Genomic DNA, 15,878 nt, shown 5'->3' on the forward strand with positions numbered 1-15,878 from the left:
GATGACCCGGATCCGGGTCACCACGGACGGCCGGACTCAGCCGAGCAGACGCACCGGATCGAACGAGAACGGGAACGGCTCCTCGATCTTGAGCTGCGCACTCGCAGTGGCCGAGGCGGTGACGTGGTACCTGCCGTCATCCCCCAGAGCACGGACGACGATCGACGGCTCGGGCTCCAGATCGATCAACCAGTACTGCGGGATGCCCGCCCGCGCGTACTCGAAGACCTTGTCGACGCGATCGTGCTGCTCGCTGCCGCTCCTCGGCGAAACGATCTCCACGACCAGAAGCACGTCCAACGCGTCGTAGGCACGCGCCCGGCGGGCCCGAGCCGCTCTCGCGGCTTCCCCCTCGACGACCACGACGTCCGGCACGCGGATCGATGGTCCGGTGTCGACGTCGAGCGGGCCATTGACGTAGACGTCGGCGTCTACATCGTCGGCGGCGTCTTCCAGCGCACGTCCCAGGATCTTTGCCGCATGGTCGTGGAAGGTGCTCGGCCAGGGAGCCACGAGAATCCACCCGTTCACGAGTTCACGGCGCACCCCCTCGTCGGGTAGTGCATCCAGGTCATCGATGGTGTAGGGCCCGTAGGGCCAGTCCGGTGCGCCGGTCATCGGTGTCCTCGCGGAAGACGTGAGCGGAGAAGCCGTCGTCATGCCTGGCATGCCAATCGTCCTCTCAAGTGTGTCACGTCATCGCGAAATACCCTCGGTGCACACCCACCGTACATGGACGGTGACAGAACGTCTCACGCGTGTGGATATCAGGCCTCGGGGGCTTCGGGTGGGGACTGCTGGAAGCGGGTGGCGCCGACGCAGGCGGTGATGACCATGCCGATGGCCAGCCATTCGCGCCAGTACAGCATCTCGCCCAGGAACACCAGCCCCACCACTGCCGCCACCGCCGGTTCGATGCTCATCAGGATGCCGAACAGGCGTGCCGACATGCGCCGCAGCGCCTCCAGCTCCAGCGTGTAGGGGATGACCGACGACAGCAGGCCGACGCCGGCGGCGACGAGGAGCAGTTCGGGGTCCAGCAGCTTGGTGCCGGCGGTGCCGACGCCGACGGGCAGCATGACGGCCGCGCCGACGATGCTCGCCACCGCCAGCCCGGACGAGCCGGCGAACCGCCGCCCCGTCGCACCGCTCAGCAGGATGTAGAAGGCCCAGCCGGCCGCCGCCAGCAGCGCGAACGCCACTCCGGTGAGCGTCACGTCGCCGTTGCCGCGGGCCAGCAGGGTCACCCCGCCGAGGGCCAGCAGCGCCCACAGCAGGTCGAGCCGCCGCCGCGACGCGAGGATGGACACCGACAGGGGGCCGAGGAACTCCACGGTCACCGCGATGCCCAGCGGCAGCCGCGCCAGGGCCTGGTAGAAACAGGCGTTCATCCCGGCCAGCGTCAGGCCGAACAGCGCGGCCACGCCGATGTCGCGCCAGGAGTGCAGGCGGCGCAGGTCGCGCAGGGACGACCGGTACGCCACGCCGAGGACGACCGCCGAGGTCAGCAGGCGCATCATCACGACGGCGTCGGGGGAGGACCGGGCGAACAGGTTTTTCGCCAGGCCCGCGCCGATCTGGACCGAGACGATGCCGAGCAGGATCAGCGCGGGCGGCGGCACCGAGCCGAGCGAGGGGCGCAGGGCCCCCGCCCGCGTGCGGAACCAACCCGCCCGGCCGTACGAGCCCTGGGCGTCAGCGAGCGCCATCGGTCACTCCCAGCGAAAGAAGCGCGCCGCCAGGGCGAGGCCGAGCACGGCCCATACCAGCAGGACGACCAGGTCACGTACGGGCAGGCCGGCGCCGTGCTGCAGGACCTGCCGCAGGCCGTCGGCGAGCGCGGAGATCGGAAGCAGTTCGAGGACCGAACGTAGCCCGCCGGAGAATTTTGTCAACGGGAATACCACCCCGCCGAGCACGAGCAGCAGCAGGTAGACGAGGTTCGCGGCGGCGAGAGTGGCCTCGGCGCGCAGAGTGCCCGCCATCAGGAGGCCGAATCCACTGAACGCCGCCGTACCGACCAGTACGAGGAGGACCGCGACGGCCGGGTCGCCGTGCGGGCTCCACCCGAGGGCGAGCGCGACCGCGCCGACGACCACGGTCTGGAGCAGCTCGACCAGCAGCACGGTCAGCGACTTGGCCGCGATCAGGCCGGTCCGCGGGAGCGGCGTGGCACCGAGGCGTTTCAGCACGCCATAGCGGCGCTCGAAGCCGGTGCCGATCGCCTGGCCGGTGAACGCGGTGGACAGCACGGCCAGGGCCAGGACGCCGGGGGCGAGGAAGTCCACGCGGCGGCCCGGGCCGACGTCGAGGAGCGGCGCGGAGGCGAACAGCACCAGCAGCGCGACCGGGATGATCAGGGTGAGGAGGAGCTGCTCGCCGTTGCGCAGGAGGTTGCGCACCTCGTACGCGGTCTGGGCGCCGATCATGCGCGGAAGCGGCGCCGCCCCCGGCGACGGCGTGAAAACTGTGCTCATTGGTCGCTCTCACTCCTCACTCGCTCCGCGGACGACCTCGTGCCTCGGCCGTCCACTCCGCTCGCTGCGGAGGGCTCGCTCGTGGTCACGAACGCAGTTCCCGTCCGGTGAGTTCGAGGAAGACGTCTTCGAGGGTGCGGCGCTCGATGCGGAGGTCCTCGGTCATGACGCCGTGCGAGGCGCACCAGGCGGTCACCGAGGCGAGCAGCTCGGGCACGAGGTCGCCCTCGATGACGTAGTGGCCGGCCGGGGACTCCTTGGCCATGGTCGCCGGCGGGAGCGCGGACAGCAGCTCGTCCAGGCCGAGACCGGGCCGGGCGCGGAAGCGCAGCTGGCGTTCGGCCCCGGTCAGCTCCGGTGGCCTGCCGTCGGCGATCACCACGCCCCGGTCGACGATCACGACCTGGTCGGCGAGGCGCTCGGCCTCCTCCATGTGGTGCGTGGTGAGGATCACCGCGACGCCCGCGGCCTTCAGTTCCTCGACCAGCTCCCAGGTAGCGAGCCGGGCCTGAGGGTCCAGGCCGGCGGTGGGCTCGTCGAGGAAGACCAGCTCCGGGCGGCCGACCACGGCCGCCGCGAGGGCGAGGCGCTGCTGCTGCCCGCCGGACATGCGCCGGTACGCGGTGCGGGCCACACCGGTCAGGCCGAGGCGTTCGAGCAGCAGGGCGGGGTCGACGGGGTCGGCGTAGAAGCCGGCGACCAGGCGGAGGTACTCCCCGGCGCGGGCGCCGGTCGGCACCCCGCCGGACTGCAGCATGACGCCGACACGGGCGCGTAGTGCCTGGTCGCGAGGGTCGAGGCCGAGGACTCGCACGGTGCCGCCGTCGGCGCGCCGGTACCCCTCGCAGATCTCCACGGTGGTCGTCTTGCCCGCGCCGTTGGGGCCGAGCAGGGCGGTGACCTCGCCGCGCCGGGCGGTGAACGACAGCCCGTCGGCGGCGATGTTCGTGCCGTAGCGCTTGACCAGGCCGTTCACATCGACGGCGAGGGGTGTCATGGCACTGAGTGTAGGTGGGGCCGGTCGTCACCGAGTGATGACCCCCGAAGTGCGCGCTGAATATTGATTCAGCGGCCCGCATAGGGATACAGTGCTCGTGTATTCCTCGGGAGGTCAGATGCTGCGTGGGCGGAGCTACGTCAAAGAACTCGACGTCACGCCGGAAGAGTTCCGCTTCCTGCTGACGCTGTCGGCGGAGCTGAAGGCGGCCAAGCGTGAGGGCGCCGAGCGTCAGCGTCTCACGGGCCGCAACATCGCGCTGCTGTTCGAGAAGACCTCCACCCGCACGCGCTCGGCGTTCGAGGTGGCCGCCCACGACCAGGGCGCCCACACGACGTACCTCGACCCGGCGGGCTCCCAGATCGGCCACAAGGAGTCGGTCCGCGACACCGCGCGCGTGCTGGGCCGGATGTTCGACGGCATCCAGTACCGCGGGGCGCGCCAGGCCGACGTCGAGATCCTCGCCGAGCAGGCGGGCGTGCCCGTGTGGAACGGCCTGACCGACGAGTGGCACCCGACCCAGAGCCTGTGCGACGTCTTCACGATGACCGAGCACAGCGACAAGCCCCTGGGCGAGATCTCCTACGCCTACCTCGGCGACGCGCGCAACAACATGGGCGACTCCCTGCTCGTCGCGGGCGCGCTGCTCGGCATGGACGTGCGCATCGTCGCGCCGCCCGGGCTGCTGCCGCCGGAGCCGGTCCAGGCCGCCGCGCGCGAGCTCGCCGCCCGCAGCGGCGCCCGCCTCACCCTCACCGCCGACGTCGCCGAGGGCGTGCGCGGCGTGGACTTCGTGCACACCGACGTCTGGGTGTCGATGGGAGAGCCGCGGGAGGTCTGGGGCGAGCGCATCGCGCTGCTGCGCCCGTACCGGGTCGACGAGTCCGTCCTGGAGGCGACCGGGAACCCCTCGGTGCGGTTCATGCACTGCCTGCCCGCGTTCCACGACCGTGAGACGACCATGGGCGAGGAGATCTACCAGGAGTTCGGCCTGGACGCCCTTGAGGTGACCGACGACGTGTTCGAGTCCAAGGCCTCGATCGTCTTCGACCAGGCGGAGAACCGCCTGCACACGATCAAGGCGATTCTGGTGGCCACGCTGGCGGACTGAGCCGTCGCCCCGTAGGGCGGGGCGACGACGTTTCGGTCCTCGTCGAATGGTTTCGGGGCCAGCCTGGGGACATGGTCCACGTCAACGTCCGGCCGCAGACGCCCTCCCGGCTCGCGCTGCCCGCCATCTGCCTCGGCTACTTCATGGTCATCCTCGACGCGACGGCGGTGAACCTCTCGCTGCCCGCGCTCGGTCGTGACCTCGGGGGAGGCGTCGGGGCGCTCCAGTGGGTGGTCGACGGCTACACGCTGACCTTCGCGGCGCTGCTGCTGACGGCCGGCTCGCTCGGCGACCGGTACGGCGCCCGGCGGGTGTTCTGCGGCGGGTTGGGGCTGTTCGTCGTCGCCTCGGCCGCCTGCGGGCTCGCTCCGGGAGCGGCGACCCTGGTCGCCGCCCGCCTGGTGCAGGGCGCCGCCGCGGCGGTGCTCGTGCCGTGCTCCCTGGCACTGGTGCGCGCCGCGTACGAGGATCCCGGGGCGCGGGCGCGCGCCGTGGGCGTCTGGGGCGGTGTGGCCGGCGTCGCGGCCGCCTCGGGCCCGGTGATCGGCGGGGTGCTCACCCAGGCGGTGAGCTGGCGGCTGGTCTTCTTCGTCAACGTGCCGATCGGCCTGGCCGCACTCCTGATGACCCGGCGGCACGTGCCCTCGGCGGGCGGCCACGGCCGCCCGGGGTTCGACCTGCCCGCCCAGGCGACCGTGATCGCCGCCCTCGGGGTGCTGACCTTCGCGCTCATCGAGGCCCGCACCGAGGGCTGGGCCGCCCCGTTCATCCTCGGCGGCTTCGCGGCCGCCGCCCTGCTCATCGCGGTCTTCATCGTCCTCGAGCACCGTTCGGCCGGTGCGATGCTGCCCCTGGGGCTGTTCCGCGACCGCGCGTTCGCCGGGGGCTCGGCGATCGGGCTGCTGATCAACCTGGGCTTCTACGGCCAGCTCTTCGTCATCAGCCTGTACTTCCAGAACACCCGCCACATGAGTCCGGTCGCCGCCGGTCTGGCGCTGCTGCCGGAGGGACTCGTGGTGTCACTGGCGTCCCTGCTGTCCGGGCGCGTGACGGACCGCGCGGGCACGCGGCCGACCATGCTGGCCGGCCTGTGCGCGGGCGCCGCCGGGCTCTTCGGGCTCATGGTCGCCGGGCCGCACGTCTCCTACGCGGTCCTCGTCGTCCCGCTCATGGCGGCGGGCTTCGGCATGGCCTTCACCATGCCCGCCGCGACGACGACCGTGGTCGAGGCCGCGCCCGCGGACCGGGCCGGAGTGGCCTCGGGAGCGATCAACACCGGCCGGCAGGTCGGCAGTACGATCGGCGTCGCCCTGGTCGGCACCCTCGCCGTCTCCACCGGGCTCCCCACCGCGATGGCCGTCGCGGCCGTCGCCTTCCTCCTCGGCGCCGTCCTGGCCGCGGTCGCCGTCCCCCGTACGGCGGGGAGGGTCGCGGGTTGAGCACGGCCGGCCGGGTCACCTCAGCCGTACCCGCCGACCTGTGCGGGGAGCCGAGATGGGCCATGAGCCGCTCGAAGTTCGAGAACCCCTCCGGCGAGACCCCGTCGCCGATGTCGAACCAGACCGAGGGCGCGTGATCCCCGCCGCTGCGGTGCGCGGTGACCATCGGCGCCGACAGGGCTCGATCGAGGCCGGTCGCCTTCAGGCCGCCGGGGCCGACCGCCATCCCGACCGGACCGGGCACGCCGACCCAGTGCGGGAGCGCGGTGACGTCGGCGGGTCCGGCGCCCCGCTGGACGAACAGCGAGGTCAGTGAGAAGCCGCGGGCCAGGTCGTCGGCCAGCCCGCGGAGCAGTCCTGGGGAGGGGACCTCCTCGCCGGAGCGGTATCCGATGACGATGTGGGACGCCTCCTCCACTCCGCCCTGCACCCGGGAGACCAGCAGTGTCCCGATCGACGGCCGGCCGGTCTCACCCGCCGGCCCGCCCACGAGCACGGCCCACGTGGGATCGGGAGCGCGGTCGCGGCACATCTCGGTGAGCCCGCCGGGGTTCCACGGCTGGGCCGCGGGCTCGGCGGTACCCCAGCCGCTCGGCGGCGCGCCGGTGAGTGACCGCCAGAGGTGCTCGACCGCGCCGCCCAGCTCGGTGTTGGGAGCGGGCGGCTGACAGACCCGCAGCGTCAGGATGAGATGCGCGCCGAGCGACGGCGGAGTCCGGGTGAAGGACGGGGCCAGCGTGCCCGCGCCGCCGTCGGCCTTGGAAAGCGCGCCGGACAGATCGTCACCGATCTTGCCGCGAAGAAGACTCGGTTTGGCCGTGTTCATTTCGGCGGCTTCCGCTTGGGCAGGTCGACGACCGGCGCCTTCGCGGCGTTCCGCTGCGCGTCCAGCATCATCTCGTGATCACCCTCGATGTAGGCGTTGGGCGCCTCGACCACGCCGTTGAGGGAGTTCTGGGTGCGGTTGACGATGCGGGGCGGCGTCAGCTGGGGATGCGTGACGAAGTCCGTGAGCGCCTTCGACACGATGCCGCTCCGGCAGTTCTGTGACCTTCCACCTCGGAGCCACGAACGAACCCCTCCGTATGCCATGTCCGTCAGTGGTCGCGCGTCAGGCGCCGATGGCGTCGACGGCCGCACGAGCCCGAGACTGCGCATGCTGCGCAGGGGAGTCGTTCTGCGTCATGGTGCGCTTCACCAGATCGATGATCTGCTGGGTCTGCGCCGCGGCGGCGAGCCACTTCTGCTCCTTGCCGCTGTAGGTGTCGGACACCCCGTCCGCGAGGAAGTCCGCGAGTGCGGCCCTCACGTCGGAGTCATGCGTGCCGATCAGCTGCTCTGACCGGCCGGTGATCGTTTGAAGGTTCCCCTGCGTCTCCGCTGATGCCCCTGAGTCCCAGCTGAGCCGGTCGTGCCCCATCGTGGTGTCTCCTTCAGCCCCGGAATTTCGCCCCGTCGAAACGCGTCCGGGGCGTACCGGGTTCCGCGGAAGCCGGCGGTCCCTCTCCGCGGGAATTCGGGAGTCCGCCGCTGAGCTGGACCGATGGGGAGGCCGGGGTGCGAGGGACCGCCCGGCCGGATGCGGCCATGGGTGTGCGGTGGAGGAGCCCCGCCCCGACCGGTGGAGAGCGGCTCGCCGTCGCCGAGCCGTACGGCGGGCGAAGCCGCAGGTGGAGTAAGGCTTGCCTAAGTGAGGTAGGTAACCCGGTTCCGTTTGTGCGGAGGGAAGGAATTAGGCCACACTGATGTTGTGAAAAACGTGACCGACACGAGGAGCAGTGCCCCGGCGTCCGCCGGCATGCCCGCGTTCGGTCCGAGCCACGCCGAGCGCACCACACGCGCGCGGGTGGCACGCCTGATTCTTGAACATGGTCCCATCAGCGCCTCGGCGCTCGGCCAGCGGCTCGGGCTCACGCCCGCGGCCGTGCGGCGTCACATCGACCACCTCCTCGCCGAGGAGATGATCGAGGTGCGCCGGAGCCGCCCGCACGCCTCACGAGGGCGCGGGCGTCCGGCGAAGCTGTTCGTCATCACCGACGCCGGCCGCAGCGCGTTCGAGCACGCCTATGACGACCTCGCCACGAGTGCTCTGCGGTTCATCGCCGAGCGGCTCGGTGACGAGGCCGTCGCCGAGTTCTCCCGTCGCCAGCTCGGTGATCTCGAGGCGCGTTACGGCGCGGCGATCCGCGCGGTGCCCCCGCAGCAGCGGGTGCGCGCGCTGGCCGAGGCGTTGTCCGCGGACGGTTATGCCGCCGCGGCCGGCACCGCGCCGGCCGGGGGGCAGCAGCTGTGCCAGCACCACTGCCCGGTCGCGCACGTCGCGGCCAGCTTCCCGCAGCTCTGTGAGGCCGAGACCGCCACGTTCGCGCGGCTGCTCGGCGTCCCGGTGCAGCGGCTGGCGACCATCGCCCACGGCGACGGGGTTTGCACGACTCACGTGACTTCGCGTGAGCTGACCGAGAAGAACGACGACAAGCAGGAGTCCGGAGGCGCCTCCGCATGACTACGGCAGCCCACCCTGAGCTCGAGGGGCTCGGAAGATACAAGTTCGGCTGGGCCGATTCGGATGCGGCCGGTGCGTCGGCCCGTCGCGGGTTGAACGAGGAGGTCGTCCGCGACATCTCGGCGAAGAAGAACGAGCCGGAGTGGATGCTCGACCTTCGTCTGAAGGGCCTGCGCCTGTTCGGTAAGAAGCCGATGCCGACGTGGGGCGCCGACCTCTCCGCCATCGACTTCGACAACATCAAGTACTTCGTCCGGTCGACGGAGAAGCAGGCCGCGTCGTGGGACGAGCTCCCCGCCGACATCAAGAACACCTACGACAAGCTCGGCATCCCCGAGGCCGAGAAGCAGCGCCTGATCGCGGGCGTCGCGGCTCAGTACGAGTCCGAGGTCGTGTACCACCAGATCCGCGAGGACCTGGAGAAGCAGGGTGTCATCTTCCTCGACACCGACACCGGCCTGCGCGAGCACCCGGAGATCTTCCAGGAGTACTTCGGCTCGGTGATCCCGGTCGGCGACAACAAGTTCGCCGCGCTCAACTCCGCGGTCTGGTCGGGCGGCTCGTTCATCTACGTGCCGCCGGGCGTGCACGTCGAGATCCCGCTGCAGGCCTACTTCCGGATCAACACCGAGAACATGGGTCAGTTCGAGCGGACGCTGATCATCGTCGACGAGGGGGCGTACGTCCACTATGTCGAGGGTTGCACCGCGCCGATCTACAAGTCCGACTCACTGCACTCCGCGGTCGTGGAGATCGTCGTGAAGAAGGACGCCCGCTGCCGTTACACGACCATCCAGAACTGGTCGAACAACGTCTACAACCTCGTGACCAAGCGCGCCGTCTGCTACGAGGGCGGCACGATGGAGTGGGTCGACGGCAACATCGGCTCCAAGGTCACGATGAAGTACCCGGCCGTCTACCTCATGGGCGAGTACGCCAAGGGCGAGACGCTGTCCATCGCCTTCGCCGGCGAGGGTCAGCACCAGGACGCCGGCGCCAAGATGGTGCACAACGCGCCGAACACCTCCTCGACCATCATCTCCAAGTCGGTGGCGCGCGGCGGCGGCCGTACGAGCTACCGCGGCCTGGTCCAGGTGCAGGAGGGCGCCGAGCACTCCAAGTCGACGGTCAAGTGCGACGCGCTGCTGGTCGACCAGATCAGCCGCTCCGACACCTACCCCTACGTCGACGTCCGCGAGGACGACGTCGAGATGGGCCACGAGGCGACCGTCTCCAAGGTCTCTGAGGACCAGCTGTTCTACCTCATGAGCCGCGGGCTCACCGAGGACGAGGCCATGGCGATGATCGTGCGCGGCTTCGTCGAGCCGATCGCGCGTGAGCTGCCGATGGAGTACGCCCTCGAGCTCAACCGCCTCATCGAGCTGCAGATGGAAGGAGCCGTCGGCTGATGGGTGTGGAGACCCGGCCCCTGTCGACGCTGCATGAGCGCACGTCGTACGACGTCGCCGACTTCCCGGTGCCGACCGGGCGCGAGGAGGAGTGGCGGTTCACCCCGCTGCGCCGCCTGCGCGACCTGCACAAGGGCGCGGAGGCCGACGGCAAGGTCGTCGTCGACGTCGACGCCGCGCCCGAGGTGAAGGTCGAGACCGTCGGCCGTACGGACGAGCGGGTCGGCAAGGCCTACGTCCCGGCCGACCGGGTGAGCGCCCAGGCGTACGCCTCGTTCGCCCAGGCGACCCTGATCACGGTGCCGAAGGAGGTCGTGGCGACCAGCCCGACCGTCGTGACGCTGCGCGGCGAGGGTGGTGTGGCCTTCGGCCACACGACCGTCGTCCTGGAGCCGTTCGCGCAGGCCACCGTCGTGCTCGACCACATCGGCACGGCCACCTACGCCGACAACGTCGAGTTCGTGGTGGGCGACGGCGCCTCGCTGTCGGTCTTCAGCCTGCAGAACTGGGCCGACGACGCCGTGCACCTGTCCCACCAGCACGCGCGGCTCGGCCGGGACGCGAAGTTCACGAGCTTCACGGTCAGCCTCGGCGGTGACGTGGTCCGCATCGCCCCGTCCGTGGCCTATGACGCCCCGGGCGGCGACGCGGAGCTGTACGGCGTCTACTTCGTGGACAAGGACCAGCACATCGAGCACCGGCTGCTCGTCGACCACACCACGCCGAACTGCCGCAGCCGCGTCGACTACCGCGGCGCGCTGCAGGACGAGGGCGCCCACACCGTCTGGATCGGCGACGTCATCATCCGGGCGGAGGCCGAGGGCACCGACACGTACGAGCTCAACCGCAACCTCGTGCTGACCGACGGCACGCGGGTCGACTCGGTGCCGAACCTGGAGATCCTCACCGGCGAGGTCGCCGGCGCGGGGCACGCCTCGGCGTCCGGCCGCCTCGACGACCAGCACCTGTTCTACCTCCAGGCGCGCGGCATCCCCCACGACGTGGCGCGGCGCATGGTCGTCCGCGGCTTCCTCGGCCAGCTCGTCGACAAGATCACCGTGCCCGATATTCAGGAGCAGGTCCGTACGGCCATCGACAAGGAGCTGGATCGATGAGTTTCGTGCGCGCCTGTGCGCTGGCCGAGGTCCCTGACCAGGGTGCGCTGGCGGTGGAGATCGACGACACCCCGGTGGCGGTCGTGCGCATCGGCCAGGAGGTCTTCGCGCTGCACGACGTCTGTTCCCACGCCGAGGTCGCGCTCAGCGAGGGCGAGGTGTACGACCACACCATCGAGTGCTGGCTGCACGGCTCGTGCTTCGACGTGCGCAGCGGCAAGCCCACCAATCCGCCGGCCACGCAGCCGGTTTCCACGTACCGAGTGAAGATCGAGGGCGACGACGTGTACGTCTCGCTCAAGGAGTCCTGAGACATATGGCCACGCTTGAGATTCGCGACCTGCACGTCGCCGTCGAGGACAAGGAGATCCTGCGGGGCGTCAACCTGACCGTACGGGCGGGCGAGACCCACGCGATCATGGGGCCGAACGGCTCCGGCAAGTCCACCCTCGCCTACGCCATCGCGGGTCACCCCAAGTACGACGTCACCGGCGGCGAGGTCCTCCTCGACGGCGAGAACGTGCTGGACATGACCGTCGACGAGCGCGCCCGCGCCGGGGTGTTCCTCGCCATGCAGTACCCCGTCGAGGTGCCCGGCGTGTCGGTGTCGAACTTCCTGCGCACGGCGGTCACCGCCGTACGCGGCGAGGCGCCGAAGCTGCGCGACTTCTCCAAGGAGATGCGCGGCGCGATGGCGGAGCTGCAGATCGACCCGGCGTTCGCCCAGCGCAACCTCAACGAGGGCTTCTCCGGCGGTGAGAAGAAGCGCCACGAGATCCTCCAGCTGGAGATGCTGAAGCCCAAGGTCGCGGTGCTGGACGAGACCGACTCCGGACTCGACATCGACGCGCTCAAGGTCGTCTCCGAGGGCGTCAACCGCTTCCGCGAGGGCGGCGAGACCGGCGTCCTGCTGATCACGCACTACACGCGGATCCTGCGTTACGTGAAGCCCGACTTCGTGCACGTCTTCGCGAGCGGGCGCGTGGTCGAGGAGGGCGGCCCGGAGCTGGCCGAGCTGCTCGAGAGCGAGGGCTACGAGAAGTTCACGAAGGCGGGCGCGTCAGCGTGAGCATCGACGTGGGGCGGGTCCGCAAGGACTTCCCGATCCTGACGCGCAGTGTCCGCGACGGACGTCCGCTCGTCTATCTCGACAGCGCCAACACCTCGCAGAAGCCGCTGCAGGTCATCGACGCGATCGAGGAGTACTACTCCCGGCACAACGCCAACATCCACCGGGCGACGCACCAGCTCGGGGAGGAGGCGACCGAGGCGTACGAGGGCGCGCGGCTGAAGGTCGCCGGCTTCATCGGCGCGGCGGACGAGTCCGAGGTGGTGTTCACCAAGAACATCTCCGAGGGCATCAACCTCGTCGCGTACGCCATGGGCAACGCGGCGACGTCCGGCCCGGAGGCCGAGCGGTTCCGCGTCGGTCCGGGCGACGAGATCGTCATCACCGAGATGGAGCACCACTCCAACATCGTGCCGTGGCAGCTGCTCGCGCAGCGCACCGGCGCGACGCTCCGCTGGTTCGGCGTGACCGACGACGGCCGTCTCGACCTGACCGACGTGGACGAGCTGATCAACGAGCGCACCAAGATCGTCTCAGTGGCGCACCAGTCGAACGTCCTCGGCACCGTCAACCCGGTGCGCGAGATCGCCGCCAAGGCCCACGCCGTCGGCGCGCTCGTGCTGGTCGACGGGGCGCAGGCGGTGCCGCAGATGCCGGTGGACGTGGCCGAGCTGGGCGCCGACTTCTACGGCTTCACCGCGCACAAGCTGTGCGGCCCGACCGGCATCGGCGTGCTGTGGGGGCGCCGGGAGCTGCTGGAGACCCTTCCGCCGTTCCTCGGCGGCGGTGAGATGATCGAGACCGTCGCGATGGAACGCTCGACGTACGCGCCGCCGCCGCACAAGTTCGAGGCCGGCACGATGCCGATCGCCGAGGCCGCCGGGCTGTCCGCCGCGATCGACTACCTGCGCGGGATCGGGCTGGAGGAGATCCACGCGTACGAGCACGAGCTGCTGGCGTACGCCCTGGACCGGCTCCGCGAGGTCGAGGGGCTGCGGCTGCTCGGCCCCGCCGAGGCCGAGGACCGCGGCGGCGCCCTGTCGTTCACCCTCCAGGGTCTCGACGGCCGGGAGATCCACCCGCACGACGTGAGCCAGGTGCTCGACGCCCACGGCGTGGCCGTGCGCGCCGGTCACCACTGCGCGCGTCCGCTGCACCGCAGGTTCGGCCTGACCGCCAGCACCCGTGCGTCGTTGTACTTCTACAACACGCGCGACGAGGTCGACGCCCTGGCCGACGGACTCCGGCAGACGCAGAAATTCTTCAGCGCCGCCTGACGTTGATCTGTTCGGTCGCAGGGAAGGAAGAGGCATGCAGCTCGAGTCGATGTACCAGGAGATCATCCTGGACCACTACCGGAACCCTCACCACAAGGGTCTCCGGGATCCCTACGACGCCGAGGTGCATCACGTCAATCCGACCTGCGGTGACGAGGTGACGCTGCGCGTCCGGCTCGACGGCGACGACGTCGCCGACGTCTCCTATGACGCGATGGGCTGTTCGATCAGCCAGGCCAGCGCGTCGGTGATGGCCGATCTGATCATCGGCAGACCGGTCAAGGAGGCGATGAACACCGGTGACGAGTTCCTGAAGCTGATGCAGTCCAAGGGGCAGGTCGACCCCGACGAGGACGTCCTGGAGGACGCCGTCGCCTTCTCCGGGGTGTCGAAGTATCCCGCTCGTATCAAGTGCGCCCTGCTCGCCTGGATGGCGTGGAAGGACGCGACCGCGAAAGCCATGGAGGCCCAGGCGTGATCCGGTGCGCCCGGTCGCTCATCCGACGAAGGAGGACCCATGTCCGAGACGAAGATCGCTGAGGACGAGGTCCTCGAGGCCATGCGCGACGTGGTCGACCCCGAGCTCGGCATCAATGTCGTCGACCTCGGGCTGGTGTACGGCGTCGGCATCGGCGACGACAACGTCGTCACGCTCGACATGACCCTCACCAGCGCGGCCTGCCCGCTGACCGACGTGATCGAGGACCAGACGAACAGCGCCCTGGAGGGCATGGCGGAGAAGGTCACCATCAACTGGGTGTGGCTGCCGCCGTGGGGCCCGGACAAGATCACCGAGGACGGCCGCGAACAGCTGCGCGCCCTCGGCTTCAACGTCTGACGTGCTGGCCCAGGGGGGTGACCCCCTGGAACTCCCGATGTGGGGGGCTCCGCCCCCCACAGGCCCCCCACGGGTACGTGCCCGGAGGGGGGTTCTTTCTTTCCGGCTCTTCGGCGTCACAGCAGGCGGAATGGTTCAGTCGGCGACGGCTGGGGGGACGTTCTGGTTGAGTCGAAAGAGATTATCGGGATCCCAGGCCCGCTTGATTTCGGCCAACCGGTGGTAATTGTCGCCGTAGGCTCTGCGGACCCCCTCGGGCCCCTCGTCGGCGAGGTGGTTGACCTCCACGCCGGTCGCCCATGACCGTGTCGCCGTCCATAGCCGGTCAGCCCAGTCGATGTGCGTCCGCGGGTTTTCGTCGTCCGCCGACCAAGCTGCCCCGATTTCCAGGCAGTAGGACGCGTCCCGGTGTCGGAAGGCGGTAGCGTCGGCGGCGACTCCGGCCACGGCCCCACCCATTGGCAGCAGGATCACGGCGTTCTCCGGCGAGCTCGGCCTGCCGCCGAAATCAATCACTGTTTCGATCAGTTCCTCGGTTATCGGACCGCCCAGATGAGAGCGCATGTGATAGGGCGTGGATTGTCCCTGTGCGTCGAACATGTGCTGGAGGATCTCGAAGGAAGTCGGTTCGATCAGATCGGCGAACGGCTCGCCGAAGCCACGCATGGGCGCGAGCTCTCGCTCCCCATCAGCGAGGGTCCCGACGTAACACATCGCCAGCGCGAGCACAGGCTTTCCGTGCAGTTCCCGGGGAACGAACGGCGCCGGCGGGGCGGCGAGGATCGCCGGTGCCACATTGACCTCATCGGGAGCGCTCCGGCCGTACTGGGCGAGGAGGCGGAGCACCTCGGCGGCGTCGTCCAACCGGTGCATGACCAGCCCGCCGAGCAGCCGGTCGACCGGGTGCAGGCGCAAGGTGAACTCGAGGACGACCCCGAGATTGCCGCCGCCCCCGCGCAGGCCCCAGTACAGGTCCTGATTCTCGTCGGCACTCGCCCGGACGATCTTCCCCGAAGCGGAGAGGACGTCGGCGGAGACGAGGTTGTCGCAGGCAAGCCCGAACACCCGCGCGAACCATCCGTTGCCCCCTCCAAGCGTCAGCCCGGCGACGCCCACATCTGCCACGTGCCCACCGACTGGCACGAGGCCGTACTGCGCGGTCGCCGCGGTGAGATCACCCCACCGAACACCAGGGCCGACCTTGGCCGTCCGCTGCTCCATGCCGACGACGATCTGCTTCATCGGGCTCAGGTCCAGGACCAGCCCGCCCTCGGTCGTCGAGAAGCCGGGGAAGCTGTGCCCGCCGCTGCGGACGGCGACTTCGAGGCCGGTGTCCCGTGCGACCGCCAATGCCGAGACGGCATCGTCCCGGGTTCGGCAGCGTGCGATGGCAGCGGGTTTGCGGTCGATCAGTTGATTCCAAACGCGGCGGGCCGATTCGTAGCCGGCGGCCTCGGGCAGGATCACCTCGCCGTCGAAGCCTTCAGCCAACGTGCGGAGCGCGTTCTCGGTATTCACGTCCCCCTCCAATACTCGAGCACACAGGGGTCGGGCCATCGTGCGCGTAACGTGGGCCGAGGACATCCCGCAGCTGGCGTACTGAGCGGTACGCATACTGGGGGGTTCCAGGGAGTCGCCTCCCT

At 70.0% G+C, this 15,878-nt stretch carries 17 protein-coding genes and 1 pseudogene; 10 read left to right on the forward strand and 8 right to left on the reverse strand.

Features of this window, described 5'->3' with window-relative positions; all coding sequences use genetic code 11:
• Positions 1-36: 36 nt before the first annotated feature.
• From ACQEV1_RS24960 to ACQEV1_RS24975, 4 genes are all read right to left on the reverse strand, one after another.
• The gene (locus ACQEV1_RS24960) at positions 37-618 is read right to left on the reverse strand and encodes a Uma2 family endonuclease (RefSeq protein WP_285636692.1); all 582 of its coding nucleotides are present in this window, start codon (positions 616-618) and stop codon (positions 37-39) included.
• Between the two features lie 149 nt (positions 619-767).
• Complete coding sequence (locus tag ACQEV1_RS24965) at positions 768-1,709, reverse strand: EamA family transporter (protein ID WP_433396447.1); 942 nt, start codon at positions 1,707-1,709, stop codon at positions 768-770.
• A 3-nt stretch (positions 1,710-1,712) separates the two neighbouring features.
• Positions 1,713-2,477 carry an ABC transporter permease gene (locus tag ACQEV1_RS24970; RefSeq protein WP_433396449.1) on the reverse strand — a complete coding sequence of 255 codons (765 nt, stop codon included), beginning with the start codon at positions 2,475-2,477 and terminating at the stop codon, positions 1,713-1,715.
• Between the two features lie 85 nt (positions 2,478-2,562).
• A complete protein-coding gene (locus ACQEV1_RS24975; protein WP_285584141.1) occupies positions 2,563-3,474 on the reverse strand; it encodes an ABC transporter ATP-binding protein in 912 nt (303 codons plus the stop codon).
• Between the two features lie 118 nt (positions 3,475-3,592).
• Between ACQEV1_RS24975 and argF the strand changes: the two genes are divergently transcribed.
• Both argF and ACQEV1_RS24985 read left to right on the forward strand, forming a co-directional pair.
• Complete coding sequence (gene argF, locus ACQEV1_RS24980; RefSeq protein ID WP_433396451.1) at positions 3,593-4,585, forward strand: ornithine carbamoyltransferase; 993 nt, start codon at positions 3,593-3,595, stop codon at positions 4,583-4,585.
• Positions 4,586-4,656: 71 nt separating this feature from the next.
• Entirely contained in the window at positions 4,657-6,024 is a 1,368-nt protein-coding gene (locus tag ACQEV1_RS24985) for an MFS transporter (RefSeq protein ID WP_433396453.1), read from the forward strand.
• 58 nt (positions 6,025-6,082) lie between these two features.
• Here ACQEV1_RS24985 and ACQEV1_RS24990 read toward each other — a convergent pair.
• From ACQEV1_RS24990 to ACQEV1_RS25000, 3 genes and pseudogenes are all read right to left on the reverse strand, one after another.
• A pseudogene (locus ACQEV1_RS24990) lies at positions 6,083-6,850 on the reverse strand (DUF6177 family protein); the annotation flags it as partial.
• Positions 6,847-7,182, reverse strand: a complete 336-nt coding sequence (locus ACQEV1_RS24995) for a DUF6507 family protein (RefSeq protein ID WP_433396455.1) — start codon at positions 7,180-7,182, stop codon at positions 6,847-6,849. The pseudogene ACQEV1_RS24990 and the gene ACQEV1_RS24995, both read right to left, overlap by 4 nt.
• Entirely contained in the window at positions 7,136-7,444 is a 309-nt protein-coding gene (locus ACQEV1_RS25000; protein WP_285636707.1) for a pore-forming ESAT-6 family protein, read from the reverse strand. Before ACQEV1_RS25000 ends, ACQEV1_RS24995 begins: the two co-directional genes overlap by 47 nt.
• A 378-nt stretch (positions 7,445-7,822) precedes the next feature.
• On the opposite strand from ACQEV1_RS25000, the gene ACQEV1_RS25005 reads away from it, so the two are divergent.
• The 8 genes from ACQEV1_RS25005 to ACQEV1_RS25040 are packed head-to-tail and all read left to right on the forward strand — an operon-like array spanning position 7,823 to position 14,235.
• Positions 7,823-8,527 (forward strand): helix-turn-helix transcriptional regulator, encoded by a 705-nt coding sequence (locus tag ACQEV1_RS25005; protein ID WP_285636718.1) that lies wholly within the window; start codon positions 7,823-7,825, stop codon positions 8,525-8,527.
• Complete coding sequence (gene sufB, locus ACQEV1_RS25010) at positions 8,524-9,936, forward strand: Fe-S cluster assembly protein SufB (RefSeq protein WP_285584160.1); 1,413 nt, start codon at positions 8,524-8,526, stop codon at positions 9,934-9,936. Before ACQEV1_RS25005 ends, sufB begins: the two co-directional genes overlap by 4 nt.
• A complete protein-coding gene (sufD, locus tag ACQEV1_RS25015; protein ID WP_433396457.1) occupies positions 9,936-11,051 on the forward strand; it encodes a Fe-S cluster assembly protein SufD in 1,116 nt (371 codons plus the stop codon). Before sufB ends, sufD begins: the two co-directional genes overlap by 1 nt.
• A complete protein-coding gene (locus ACQEV1_RS25020) occupies positions 11,048-11,362 on the forward strand; it encodes a non-heme iron oxygenase ferredoxin subunit (RefSeq protein ID WP_285636712.1) in 315 nt (104 codons plus the stop codon). Before sufD ends, ACQEV1_RS25020 begins: the two co-directional genes overlap by 4 nt.
• Before the next feature lie 5 nt (positions 11,363-11,367).
• A complete protein-coding gene (gene sufC / locus ACQEV1_RS25025) occupies positions 11,368-12,120 on the forward strand; it encodes a Fe-S cluster assembly ATPase SufC (protein ID WP_285584164.1) in 753 nt (250 codons plus the stop codon).
• 2 nt (positions 12,121-12,122) lie between these two features.
• Positions 12,123-13,397 carry a cysteine desulfurase gene (locus ACQEV1_RS25030; RefSeq protein WP_285636720.1) on the forward strand — a complete coding sequence of 425 codons (1,275 nt, stop codon included), beginning with the start codon at positions 12,123-12,125 and terminating at the stop codon, positions 13,395-13,397.
• Between the two features lie 34 nt (positions 13,398-13,431).
• Complete coding sequence (sufU, locus tag ACQEV1_RS25035; protein WP_285584165.1) at positions 13,432-13,875, forward strand: Fe-S cluster assembly sulfur transfer protein SufU; 444 nt, start codon at positions 13,432-13,434, stop codon at positions 13,873-13,875.
• A gap of 39 nt (positions 13,876-13,914) precedes the next feature.
• The gene (locus ACQEV1_RS25040; protein ID WP_285584167.1) at positions 13,915-14,235 is read left to right on the forward strand and encodes a metal-sulfur cluster assembly factor; all 321 of its coding nucleotides are present in this window, start codon (positions 13,915-13,917) and stop codon (positions 14,233-14,235) included.
• A 135-nt stretch (positions 14,236-14,370) separates the two neighbouring features.
• Here the strand turns inward: ACQEV1_RS25040 and ACQEV1_RS25045 are convergent, their stop codons facing one another.
• Complete coding sequence (locus ACQEV1_RS25045) at positions 14,371-15,753, reverse strand: FAD-binding oxidoreductase (protein WP_433396460.1); 1,383 nt, start codon at positions 15,751-15,753, stop codon at positions 14,371-14,373.
• Positions 15,754-15,878: the final 125 nt, after the last annotated feature.

It is taken from the genome of Actinoallomurus sp. CA-142502 (assembly GCF_050936355.1).
Classification (GTDB): Bacteria; Actinomycetota; Actinomycetes; order Streptosporangiales; family Streptosporangiaceae; genus Actinoallomurus; species Actinoallomurus iriomotensis.